Source organism: Candidatus Sororendozoicomonas aggregata (assembly GCF_031528575.1).
GTDB lineage: Bacteria > Pseudomonadota > Gammaproteobacteria > Pseudomonadales > Endozoicomonadaceae > Endonucleibacter > Endonucleibacter aggregata.
In genome coordinates, this window is the sequence record NZ_JAVLSP010000040.1 from 18228 (window position 1) to 31513 (window position 13286).

8 protein-coding genes and 1 pseudogene are annotated in these 13286 nt (G+C 43.4%); 1 reads left to right on the forward strand and 8 read right to left on the reverse strand.

Annotation, left to right across the window (positions count from 1 at the left end; translation table 11 throughout):
* Positions 1-237: 237 nt before the first annotated feature.
* The gene (locus tag V4C51_RS09360; RefSeq protein ID WP_330925892.1) at positions 238-501 is read left to right on the forward strand and encodes a hypothetical protein; all 264 of its coding nucleotides are present in this window, start codon (positions 238-240) and stop codon (positions 499-501) included.
* A gap of 140 nt (positions 502-641) precedes the next feature.
* On the opposite strand, the gene mpl is transcribed toward V4C51_RS09360, so the two are convergent.
* From mpl to rpiA, 8 genes and pseudogenes are all read right to left on the reverse strand, one after another.
* Complete coding sequence (mpl, locus tag V4C51_RS09365) at positions 642-2009, reverse strand: UDP-N-acetylmuramate:L-alanyl-gamma-D-glutamyl-meso-diaminopimelate ligase (protein ID WP_330925893.1); 1368 nt, start codon at positions 2007-2009, stop codon at positions 642-644.
* 799 nt (positions 2010-2808) lie between these two features.
* Positions 2809-3471 carry a hypothetical protein gene (locus tag V4C51_RS09370; RefSeq protein ID WP_330925894.1) on the reverse strand — a complete coding sequence of 221 codons (663 nt, stop codon included), beginning with the start codon at positions 3469-3471 and terminating at the stop codon, positions 2809-2811.
* Between the two features lie 170 nt (positions 3472-3641).
* A pseudogene (locus V4C51_RS09375) lies at positions 3642-3722 on the reverse strand (IS1 family transposase); the annotation flags it as partial.
* 104 nt (positions 3723-3826) lie between these two features.
* Entirely contained in the window at positions 3827-5248 is a 1422-nt protein-coding gene (locus V4C51_RS09380; RefSeq protein WP_330925895.1) for a diguanylate cyclase domain-containing protein, read from the reverse strand.
* 20 nt (positions 5249-5268) lie between these two features.
* Complete coding sequence (locus V4C51_RS09385) at positions 5269-5856, reverse strand: chemotaxis protein CheB (protein WP_330925896.1); 588 nt, start codon at positions 5854-5856, stop codon at positions 5269-5271.
* Positions 5853-6689: a CheR family methyltransferase gene (locus V4C51_RS09390; RefSeq protein ID WP_330925897.1), complete on the reverse strand. Its 837-nt coding sequence runs from the start codon at positions 6687-6689 to the stop codon at positions 5853-5855. Before V4C51_RS09390 ends, V4C51_RS09385 begins: the two co-directional genes overlap by 4 nt.
* Positions 6674-10831 carry a response regulator gene (locus V4C51_RS09395; protein WP_330925898.1) on the reverse strand — a complete coding sequence of 1386 codons (4158 nt, stop codon included), beginning with the start codon at positions 10829-10831 and terminating at the stop codon, positions 6674-6676. The genes V4C51_RS09390 and V4C51_RS09395 overlap by 16 nt, the downstream gene beginning before the upstream one ends.
* A gap of 1182 nt (positions 10832-12013) precedes the next feature.
* Positions 12014-12688 carry a ribose-5-phosphate isomerase RpiA gene (gene rpiA / locus V4C51_RS09400; protein ID WP_330925899.1) on the reverse strand — a complete coding sequence of 225 codons (675 nt, stop codon included), beginning with the start codon at positions 12686-12688 and terminating at the stop codon, positions 12014-12016.
* Positions 12689-13286: the final 598 nt, after the last annotated feature.

The following is a 13286-nucleotide window of genomic DNA, read 5'->3' on the forward strand; positions in this document are numbered from 1 at the left end:
AACCAGTGTCGTAGATGTGGTAAATTTTTTGCCAGAAAAGACACCTTAACAAGGCACAAGAAAACCCATCTTAAAGTGAAGCCTTTCAAGTGCCACATCTGCGGAGCATACAGGGCACGAAGATATAGACTCAGGGAACATATTCAAAAATGTCACCCTGAAACCCCTGGCGCTCAGGTAGAAGTAAGCACACAGCAAATTTCCGGGGTCGGTACTGTCAGCTGTGTTACTCACACTATGACAACACCAACCAATGTCACAAAAGTGTCCAATATCCAATGGCCAGGAGGAAGCAGTATTTTTAGCACATGGGTATCACATCAAGCAGAAATAACAACCCTCGCAACAAGCTCAGGGAAGACTTTCTCAAATATTGAGAGTTTCCCTGCAAGTATCGATGATACTGTAGGGGCAGATGCATTTCGAATAGGCCTTGAGGAATTGTGCAAAGATGTGCGAAATAAATCCTGGTATGATGGTCTAGAGGATTCCGCCGAATAGAATGCGGTTTCCTCCCCCCCCTTTTTTTTTAACAGACTGAGACCACCAGCGTTCATCCTGACTTCAGCAGTTGAACACCGTTTACCCCATGAGAAATAAGATTCCCAACAAGTTAAAGGCGATCAACCGTTGAATTCAGGTTAAACAATTTCAATCCTGTTAGCTGTCGTCAGAGCCTTAACCAGTCGTTGGTGAATACCTTCAAACCCGCCATTGCTCATAATCACTACATGCTCACCAGAGTCAACGGTAGTTTGCAAATAATTGATAATTGTTTCTGTAGAATCCATAACCTTCGCGGGTACATCGTTAGCTTTACAGACATCATCCAATGACCAGTTTAGCCCTTGCGGACGAAACCAGATCACCTCTGATGCCAGGTGTGTCGCCTCTGCCAGGGCTTTCTGGTGAACCCCCATGCGCATGGTATTCGAGCGCGGCTCAATCACCAGGCGAATTGGGCTGTCGCCTACTTTGGCGCGTAATCCCTGAAGCGTCGTCGCAATGGCTGTTGGATGGTGGGCAAAATCATCATAGATATGCACGCCATTCACGTCAGCCACCAGCTCCATACGACGCTTGACGCCCTGAAACTGGCACAGCGCTTCACAGGCAGTCTGAGGCAATACGCCCACATGCCGGGCTGCGGCAATAGCGGCCAGGGCATTTGCCACATTATGGTTGCCACAATGGCCCCACTGAACAGTGCCAGATGCCTTACCATCACACCAAATATTGAATGCGGAACCGTCAGCTTCTTTGAGGGTCGTTTTCCATTGTGATCCAAGATATTCCACCTCAGACCAGCAGCCCATGCCCAGGACTTCATCAATGGCAGTATTTGCGACAGGGGTAATGATGCGCCCTTTAGAAGGAACAGTCCGCACCAGGTGATGGAACTGCTTCTGAATCGCAGCGAGGCTGTCAAAAATATCCGCATGATCAAACTCAAGGTTATGAATGACCAACGTGCGCGGATGGTAATGCACAAATTTAGACCGCTTATCAAAAAATGCCGTATCGTACTCGTCAGCCTCTACCACAAAAAACGGTGTATCGCCCTTTCGTGCAGAGATATTGAAATTACCGGGAACACCACCAATCAAAAAACCCGGCTTCAGACCCGCGTACTCAAGTATCCAGGCCAGCATACTGCTGGTTGTGGTTTTTCCATGGGTTCCAGCCACAGCCAGCACCCATTTATTGTTCAAAATATGTCGTGCAAAAAACTCAGGGCCTGAGGTATAGGGCAGCCCTTTATTCAGGACGTACTCAACGGCGGTATTGCCACGACTCATGGCATTTCCTATAACCACCAGATCTGGCTCAGGACTCAGGTGCTTTGGATCATAACCTTCCATTAAACCTATGCCCTGAGCCTCCAGTTGCGTGCTCATAGGAGGATATACTTTTTGGTCTGAGCCGGTCACAGTAAAGCCTTGCTCTCGTGCCAGAATCGCCAGGCTCCCCATAAACGTCCCACATATCCCCAGAATATGTACGTGCATCCACCACTCCAATCACTTAAGACTATTTTCATCACTTTGACAGAAAACGCAGGACAAATCATGCCGGGGCGACAAAAATGAAAAAAACCGGCAGGTATCCCCATGCCTGAAATCTCTATGCCCAGTTAAGCAGTGTTTTGAGATATTGACGAAGTCTGCCAGGATTTTCAGCCTGACCTGAATTGAGGGGGATGAGTTGGTTTTAGCCGGCCCCCCCTCTTAAAAAGGGTGTCGCAAAAGCCTCAATGCGTTCCGGCGTCATCCCGTATAGGGAATATACGGGATCTATCTCACAGGGAGGTGAAGCGCTCAACCCGCATGATACCAAGGGGTAGACTGCCCTCCCTGACGCATGGTTCCTGTACATTCCCTGTACAGGATGACGGTGCGGGGTGTATTTCAGCGTTTCGCGACAGCCTCTAAAAGGTGGTCACTATCCTCACTGAGTCGTAAGTCAAGGGGCTGGGGGTAAGAGGCTTGATGTGAAACCTGTGGCGAGATAGATACGTTCACCCGGTTTCCAGAATACGTTCTATGTTGGGACATTCAAGGGTATTGGCCGGGGTTAAGCAGACTTGCGTATAACCTGATATTCCTGCAAAAGCACTCATCTGACCCACTACCCGCCAGGAGCCTGTCGGACTTATGCTTTCGATCATAAAATTCAGTAGGGCGAGCCAGAATTTTCGATCAATTTATGCGAATAGTTAACCTATTTAAGCAAATTGATCGGAAATTCTGGCCGCACTTTCTGGATTTTAGGACGAAATTGTCTTAAGTCCGACAGGCTCCTAGATAATCATTCAAATACAAACCTCCTGATATCACATGAAAAGCGATAACTACTGATATTCTTTCCAATCGCAGCATGCTCTATGCGATCGAATCCATTTCTATAAAAATCAACATCGGTAGAGAAATACTCCCCTAATGTTGGGAAAAATAGATATAAGACACCTTTTACTCCCGGCGGTTCATAGCTTCCGAAGACACGGACAGAAGAACAAAACTTTGATTTGACTCTGAATATATGCCCATGCCCAGACCCATTAATTTTTAAAAAAGTCCTATAAGAAAACCCGGGTAAATTAGACCACATATTGCTTGGTGCTCTGAGACCCATCATGGAATAAACCGCCAATGTTTTTATTGGCTCTACTGAGAAAAAACCAAGGGGGCTATCGGTGCTTTCTTTGTTTAATTCAGGCAGTGCTATTGGAATATCATAGAACGGATTATCTGGGTGTAACATTATGGGAATTTTGGCAACAATAAGCTTCATTCTGAGGGGGGGGAGAGCACTGGTAGGTCTTTTTGCAGTCCCAACGTATTTGTGCGTGACAGCGAGCCACTTTATTGTTACTAACGTTTCAAGTCTCTCCAGAACGTGTCCTGGCGTATTTGATTCCCATGACAGACCCGGGACGTACTCAGCACCAAAAGAAATAGTTTGTGTCAACATAGCTATCGCCTTAACTCACGCGGCCTGACTTAGTCGCCCGAAGACCGACCTATGGATTCAACCAGAGTTCATCATCCAGTTCCCGGTTGCTCGTTGTGCTTTTACCCCTCGTTCCCTGAAGCGGAGGAATCTTGCTTGCATCTTCGGATTGAAGACGTGTTGAAAAGCCTTAATCGTTTGAGACGGGACTCCCATGCATACCAAAGCCAGCACTGATTTTTCTTGTTCCCAACAAACGACCATTGCTCATCCATTCCCATTAACAATTAATGTGATTCATAAACGTATGTTAGTAGAGACAACCAGAAAATAAAATTCGTGCCGAAGTCTCTACCAATGTTGAAAGGACTTGATATTACTGCTCTGGAGAGGAAGGTCGACGCAGTCCTTTCTGGGTAGTAATAGTGCCCACGGATTTAACGGCAGCAAACCGTGGTTTATCATCAGCATTGGCAAGGTCTGCATAAAACTTGTAGCCATTGCGACCTTCTTTCTTCACAAAATACATGGCTTCATCAGCCGCCTTTATTACGGCATCACCACTATCTCCATCATCCGGGTAGGCCGCTATGCCAATACTGGTACCAACATTACGTTCTTCACCTGCCAGTACATGGGGTCTTAGCATCGCTTTAAGAATTTTCTCCGCGACAATACGGGCATCTTCGGGTTGTTTCACATCATCAAGAATCACTGAAAACTCATCACCCCCAAGTCTGGCTACCATGTCTCCTTCTCGAATACACGTCTGTAAACGTTTTGCTACTTCAATTAACAGCTCATCGCCCGCATCATGGCCTAGTGTGTCATTAATAGCTTTAAAGTGATCAAGATCCAAAAACATCACAGCCGTATGTTTTTCTCTGCGCTCACTGCGTGCCATAGAGGCATGAAGAAACTCCTTAAACAGCACCCGGTTAGCCAGCCCGGTCAAACTGTCATATTTCGCCATTTTCATCAGCTTGTCTTCAAGCTCTTTCCGGGTAGTAATATCCTTAAAAATAAAAACGGCTCCTTTCACCTGCCGCTTGTCATTAAGCAGTGGCGCTAAACTGTATTCCACAGGAAAGCTACCCTCCTCCTGCTTCCACAAGGTGCCTGCGTGCTGAACACTTTCTCCCTGCTTCATGCACTTTTCATTCAGCTCCGAGGGTTCCCACTTGTTCAGACAAGTTGCTTTGTCACCTTCAAAAATAAACTGGCTGATATGCTCACCGGTAATACTCATTTCTGAGCCCCCCATTAACTCACAGGCGGCCGGATTACAAAAGGTAATGTGCCCTGATGTGTCCAGCCCCATAATCCCTTCACTGGCTGAATCAAGCAGCAACTGGTTTTTAGTACTGATCCAGCGCAACTGCCTTGAGACCTCTTCCAACTCTTGGCGTTGGTGTTCCAGCGTTAAAAATACCTTGACCTTGCCCAACAAAATATCAGGATTTATTGGCTTGGGTAAGTAATCGACAGCGCCAGCCTCATAACCTTTGCAGATATAATTTTGGTCTTTATTGATAGCGGTAACAAAAATGATGGGGATTCGCGCGGTCTGCTTATTACTGCGCAACAGTGTTGCTGTTTCAAAACCATCCATCCCAGGCATTTGCACATCTAAAAGAATCAGCGCAAACCGATACCTCAACACTTCTGACAGCGCTTCTTCCCCGGAGCTGACCTTGTGAATCGTTGCCCCTAAGGGTCGCAGGAGTTTGTCCATGGCCAGTAGATTCTCGGGCCGGTCATCTACCACCAGAATTTTAGCCTTGCTAGTATCATCCATGACAGTTCCTGTTTATAAGCCTAGTTAGTAGTTAGCTCATTAATAAATGCACTGATCTCATCAAGGGGTAACACCCGATCAACAGACCCTGTAGCAATGGCTGCATTGGGCATTACTACGGACTCTGCTGAAGCCGGACTCTGGGCGATAGTTAACCCACCTAACCGTTTTACAGCCCTGACTCCTTCAGCACCGTCATGGTTTGCCCCAGTGAGAATAATCGCAATTAACCTGTCACCAAATACACTGGCAGCCGATCGAAAAAGCACATCAATTGAGGGTCTTGCATGGCAAACACGTTCATCGCAGTTTAAACAAACCAACGCTTTATTTTCTGTCAGCATATGATAGTTAGCCGGTGCCAGATAGACCGAGCCAGGGTTTATGGGCTGTTTATCCATAGCCTCAAAAACAGGCATGGGTGTGACTTTATTGAGTACTTTTGCCGCTCCTCCTCCGTCAGCCGCTGCTATGTGCTTTGCAACTAATATGGGTAGAGGAAAGGTTTCAGATAGCTCCTTTATAACGGTCATAATGGCTGTCAAGCCTCCTGCGGAAGCACCTATAACGATTGCTTCGTAAGCCCTTTTTATGTCCGCACCTCTCACACTTTTTTCCTGTAAATACGCTGACAACGATCAATAATATCCAAATACTCCGCTACAGGACTGAGCCGCAGGTTTTCTCGTTTGCCAATACATAACACACCAAAAGGACATAAACTGTCTGACAATAATGTTAACACTCTGTCTTGCAGCGTTTGGTTAAAATAAATAAGAACGTTTCGACATAAAATCAGGTTCATTTCACCAAAAGCACCATCGGTGACCAAATTGTGATTGGCAAACGTTATTTTTTCTATCAGCCTCTTGTCCATTTTGATGGAGTCATACATTTGATGACAGTAGGCTGATAATGAAAATTTTCCACCCGAATCTTTATAATTAGACTCATAAAGGGCCAGGTTACGTGACGGGTAAATCCCCTGCTTGGCAATACCCAGTGCTTTATCATTGAAATCTGTTGCATAGATACGACACCGGCTCAACAAACCTTCTTCTTCCAGAAGAATCGCCATTGAATAAACTTCCTGACCTGTTGCACACCCGGCGTGCCACACTTTAATAAAGGGATAGGTTTTCAAAATGGGCAATACCTGTGATCGCAACACACGAAAAAAATCAGGGTCACGAAACATTTCTGTTACCGGGACAGACAACTGCTGAACAAACCGGCCAAACGCCTTGTCACTGTGTAAAAACAGAGGAATCAAATCGCTAATATTTTCTCTGTCATGCAGTGACAGGTAGCGCTTTACCCGGCGCAACAAAGAAGCTTTTGCATAATTATGAAAGTCATAGCCATAGCATTTCTCTATTGCTTTAAGCAATAAGGAAAGCTCCAGGTTTTCCTTGTCAGCCTCATTCATTTCAACAACCATACCTTTAACATGGCAACAAGCTTGTCCATATCTATTGGTTTGGTCATATAATCATTAGCGCCAGCATCAATACACTTACCACGATCCTCTGCCATTGCTTTTGCTGTCAACGCAATCACAGGAATACCGTTATAGGCAGGCGTTCTTCTGATTTCCTTCATTGCTTCATAACCATCCATGACGGGCATCATGATATCCATAAGTACCAATTCAATATCACCTTCATCAGAAAGTTTCTCGAGCGCAACCTTCCCGTTATCCGCCATAACCACTTCCATGCCAAACCCCTGAAGAGCCTTCGATAACGCAAACGTATTTCTTAGGTCATCGTCGACCAGCAACAATTTATGTCCTTCCAGACTTCTATTTTCTCTGTCGGCCAACCCCCCGTTAACCTCGTCGTCTTTATCACGACCCGTCCTCTGTAAAGAATGCAAAAACAAGTTGACTTCATTCGTAACCCTGTCGCTTGCCATTGCTCCTTTCATCACCATCGTACTGGTGTATTGTTGCAATTCCTTATATTCAGCCTCTGACAACTCTTTTGCCGTGTAAATAATCACAAACGGCATATCACTCCCGAGCTGCTCCTGCGTATTTTTCAAAAACGCTAAATCTCTACCTCCCTCCGGGTCATAATCCATCACCAGGCACTGCCAACGCTTTTCCATCAGCATTTCGCTGGCCTCTGTCGGAGTCTCACACATACACACATCAATCCCTTTTTTCTTCAATATATTGCTTACATAGGCTCTGGCCTTATCATCGCTATCTAAAACCAAAACACGATGAATATCGCTGTTTATGGCATCTTCAAGGGTAACAAAAACACCATGAAGGTCTGCCATTGATACAGGCTTGACTAAATAGCCAACCACCCCTTCACTTTTTACCGTTTCAGGATCACGGCCTGTGATAATATGAACCGGGATATTTTTAGTGCTTTGATTTGCCTGTAGCTTTGACAACACTTCCTGTCCATCCATATCGGGCAGCCCCAAATCAAGGATGATAGCATCAGGCTTTATGGAAGATGCCAGCCTTAACCCCTTCTCACCTGTATCCGCATTCAAGTACTGAAAGTTGTTTTTTTCTGAAATTTTACTAAGGATATCCATAAAACTGGGGTCGTCTTCAATCAGCAACAAGCAAGGCTTATCAGGCTCAATACCCGGCACCTGACCTGTTTTATTCTCAACCACAGGTTTTTCTGGTGTTGTTACAGATTTTGGCATCACCTCTGAAGAAATATCGATCGTATTATCTATTGTTTTCTCCACTACCCCCGGTTCATGACTACTGGCAAATGCCTCTTCATTCCCTATGGGTAGTACTGGATTTTCCGGTACTAATACAGAGAACGTTGTCCCTTCATTTTCAACGCTCTCAAGTTCAATAAACCCGCCCAGTAACTCGGCAAACTCTTTTGAAATAGCAAGCCCTAAGCCAGTACCGCCGTATTTTCGGCTCGTTGAGCCATCCGCCTGCTGAAATGCTTCAAATATTGCCGCCTGCTTGTCTTGAGGAATACCGATTCCTGTATCTCTTATGGAAAAAGAAACATAGTGTAACTTCCCGTACTTTCCTTCACGAGATGTTGAAAAAACGGTGATATGAACGCCCCCTTCCTCGGTAAACTTGAAGGCATTGGATAAAAAGTTTTTGATAATTTGCAACAATCTCTGACTATCAGAAAGAATAGAACTTGACGTTCCTTTCAGTATTGATACGGTAAATTCAAGGCTTTTATTATCTGCTAATGGCTTGAACAACTTTTTAATACCACTACATAAGTCTTGTATATCCACATACTCCAGATTGACACTCATTTTGCCAGCCTCAATCTTGGAAAGATCTAAAATATCATTAATAAGATCCAATAATTCCTTGCCACCATTATAAATAACCTTTGCTGATTCTATTTGATCATCATTTAAATTTCCTTCGTCATTATCTGCCAGCATTTGTGACAGTAAAAGTAAAGAATTCAAAGGCGTCCTTAACTCATGCGACATGTTTGCCAAAAATTCTGATTTGTATTTACTGCTTTGCTCCAGTTCTTTGGCTTTATCTTCAATCGCTTTTTTCGATATTTCTATATCATGATTTTTCTGCTCGATCTGTTCTTTTTGCTGCAATAATTGTTCGCTTTTTTCTTCAAGCTCTGAATTAGACCGTTGTAACTCCTCACTTTGTACCTTCAGCTCTTCTTCTGACTCTTCGAGTATTGCTGCCCGCTTTTCCAACTCTTCATTAATTGTCTTTAACTCTTCTTGTTGCTCTTTTAGCACATCTGACTGCTTTGTTGTTTTATCAAGTAGCTGATTAACACGAGCCCTGTATTGAGCGGAGTTTATCGATATCGCTACACTTTCTATGGACTGCGTCATAAATTCAGATTGTTTATCCGTTACTGAATGCAGCAATGCAAACTCAAAAACGCCCTTCAGCTCATTTTCATAAACCAGGGGAATAATTAAAAGACTATGGGGAGTAGAGCTACCAAGACCTGACTCTATCACCAGATAATCTGGTGGAACATCCACTATTTCAATCGTTGCCTTCTCTAATGCCGCCTGTCCTACCAAACCCTCCCCAATGGCAAACTGATTCGCATGCTGCTTTCTGGTAGACCAGGCATAAGACCCCATTAAATGCAGTATTTTATCTTCACCAAGCACATACATGGCCCCTGTCTGAAACTCTAAATACTGGCAAAGATAAGTCACTATATTTTTACATAAATCAGACATACCCAAATCACCACGCAGGCTGTCATTTAACCCTGCCAATCCCTCCTGCATCCAGCTTCGCTGTTCATTTTCATTACTGATACTGCGCAACTTCTCGGTCATATGCTTAAAGTTTTTACTTAACTCACTGATTTCAGTATTACCGCTAAGCACAGTACCTTGCACATAATCACCTGACGATACCCTTTTTACCCAGTGTGTAATCGTCTTTATGGGTTTCACCAGTTTACGCGTGATAAATATAGCCAAGATGATAACAGCAATGAAAATAATCCCTGAAACTAATAAAATTCTGTTTCTAAACTGATAAACCGGTGAAAATGAATCTTTATGAGATACTTCGGAAACCATAGCCATGGGTGTTCCACCCACATTTACCGGGTAATAGATACCCAGGACATCTTTTCTATCAATATTTTTGTAGCTTTTAATATGGGAATAACTTTTAGAGGGTGATATTTTCTTTTGAGACTTAGCCTGATGGTTCTCATCATGGTCATGCCCACTCGATTCCATAAGGTGCTCATCATCCTCAACATAATTACCTGTCGATGGATCAACATGAGATAACCATAATGCCATTAACGGATTTGATGGACTCAGGGCCAACTTCAGTTCAGGTGAATAGCTTGTACCAAAAACAATAACCCCATCAGAACCTACTAAATAGGAGTTCACGCTTTTCCCAAGGATATCCCCCTGACGTTTAAATATTTCCTGAATATTACTGGCATAAACCTGAACAGCTATAAATCCACTAACTTCCTCACTATCATCAACTAAGGGCATAATAAAAAAGCTAACCAGTTCACCGACAGATTGAAGGTAATCTTCAACGGGTGTAAACCTTGGTTTATAACTCGTTATGCTTTCTTTTACCGACTTGGAAAAAGCGGTGCTTGCTAACGGGCCTGTGAAAATATTTTCACCAAGATCACTTCTTTCATTAACAGTATAAAAAATAGTCCCTTTTGCATCGCCTATAATGACATCTGAATAACCATAATGCTCAACAAAATCTGTAAACTCATCAGCATATTCTCCTGTTAACTGATTATAATCTTGACTTTTTATATAGTCATTCACTGACAAGTTTGACAACTCATGGCTCTCAACCAGTCGATTAATAAATTCCTGCCCCCCCCAAGACCTGACAAATAGATTCGTCACAATCTCATCAAAAAAATCATTCAACTGCTCACTGAGGAGCACATTAATTGTTGATAACTGCTCAAAACGATCATTTAAAATTCTTTTTCTTGCATATTCATACTCAACAAGGCCAATCACCATTAATGGCCCTAGTGACAAAACCATAAACCATAAAAAAAGTATGGTTGCTAAATGATGCCTCCAACTATGGTGACTTTGTTCTGCTTTATCTTCCATGATATACCCTCAGCCTGATTAGAAAAAACAGGGCTATTCATTAGTAAGTCGTTTCAACTTTCATTTTATTTAGAACAAATAATACCTGTAGCGCTTCTGACTACCCTAATGAACATAGCGGGCTGGACGTCACACATAATAAGGAAAAATGACTAGATAGGCCGCTTCACAATGACTTTTAGCCCAGAATAAAGGTGTTTGAAGATTTCCAGCCTTAAGTCAATGGGTAAGTTAATTAATTGAGCCGTATTTTCTTTTAAGGGTTTCGCAACAACAGTATGAGCAAAGGGATAAGAATAACTGCAACAAATAACTGAGTAAAAAACTTTATCAATGCCACACCCTACTGCTTTTTTCTCTGATTATTGTTATCCAAACATCTTTCAGGCTAAAGCTTCTGCACTTTACAGAACATGGTGGTGAACTATATTAAACCAGACTCTCGTCTGGAGAAGGCTCATTATGGCTATACCACTTGACCGTAATCCAACGAGCAGTATAGTCACTCTAAAAAAATCGGCATGGGCTATGCCAATCGCACTTTCTAAATCCCCTATTGCGCTGGCTACCTGAACGGAAATCCTGCGTTGAAGCTCCTCGCCTTGTCCTTCCGTCTAGGAGCCTGTCCGAGAATAGACTACCCTACTGCGGTGGCAGCAAATTGGTCTAAAAAGTCGGAAATTTTTAGCAAATAGAACCACTATTCACTAAAAATTTCCGACTTTTTATCCTCAATTTTCTGCCATCCTCGCTACGGGCGCTATTCTCGGTCAGCCTCCTAGGTAGCCGTGCTCATAACGGGGTTAGAAAGTTTGATGGGTTTTACAGCTCACAAACCGGCAATACCTGTGGAAAAAGCTGTCAAATCAGCAGAGTTTCCGCACACAACTGGCATTTGGATTGTCAGCGTAATAGAACAATTGCAGTTGAAATAGACAAAACTATTATTATATCAAAAAAATAAAAAGTGCCAGAAAAGTGGCGGATAACCCAGTCATTGACAAATAAACAAGAAATACTTCCTTGGCGTTCAGCCTTTCTTCTTGTGAATTCATACCCCTAACTCCTGTACATCAAAAACAATACATTAACTATAGCTGTCCTCCAATAAAAGCAACATAAATTTTAATCTGAAATAGCATCTCTGAGATAACACACTTCCCCAGAGATACAAAAATATTACTATTCTGACACTACCTTCCTAACGCCTGTTTTTTCACCCAAAAACAATATATCTGCGGGCTTTAGAGCAAAAAGGCCATTACTTACAACACCGGTAATATTATTAATAGCCTGTTCAAGAGACACTGGGTCAGTAATTGTTAAATTCCAGACATCCAAAATAACATTACCATTATCTGTAATTACTCCCTCACGATAAGATGGATCTCCCCCCAAATTTACCAGCTCTCTGCCGACGTGACTTCTAGCCATAGGTATAACTTCAACAGGGAGTGGAAAGCTTCCTAAAGTTGCTACTTTTTTGCTTTCATCAGCAATACAAACAAACTCCTTAGCCACCACAGCAACAATTTTTTCACGCGTGAGAGCCCCGCCACCTCCCTTTGTAAGCTGTAGGGAGCTATTTACTTCATCAGCACCATCAATATAAAACGGGATATTATCCACAGAGTTTAAGTCATAGACAGGAATATTGTGTGCCTTTAGCCTTTGCGTTGAAGCTTCTGAGCTAGCGACACAACCATCAAAATCATTCCTATACTGAGCCAATGCATCTATAAAATAATTAGCCGTCGAGCCAGTACCAACCCCGATCACCGTATTTTTTTCCAACGAGGGCAGTATATACTCCATTGCAGCGTCTGCTGTCGCTTTCTTCAGTGAGTCCTGGTTCATAAGCATACCTCCTGGTGCATTATAAAATGCCTTCATTATACAGCCTTTAGAAAATACAAGAGACAAACTTATGCTCTGCTAGGAGCCTGTCGGGCTTAAACTTTCGAGCATGAAATTCAGTAGAGCGAGTCAGGTTTTTCGATGGATTTGTGCGAATAGTTGACCTATTTAAGCAAATTCATCGGAAAATATGGCCGCTCTCTCTGGATTTCAGGCCGAAATTGCCTTAAGTCCGACAGTATCCTAGAATTAACTCCTCAACCCGCCTCCCATAACAGTTTGCACCTTTATATCTTCTCCACACTAAAGAGTACTACTCCCGTAAAAGTGCTTCACTTCTGTCAACAGCTATTATCCCGAACTCAGGACATAGAAACCCCCTGGTAGCCTATGCTATCAGGGGGTTTTAATAAGGGAGGGTGGAAGTGCAGAAAATGCAGGAGCAATTTTCTGCCTACCATCGGCGATAGGTCGTCTCACTGCTGAGCGCCCGCGGCGATAAAGCGCGGATGGGATCAGCTGTGTTTTAAATTAGTGCCTGGCGATGACCTACTCTCACATGGGGAAACCCCACACTACCATCGGCGATATGTCGTTT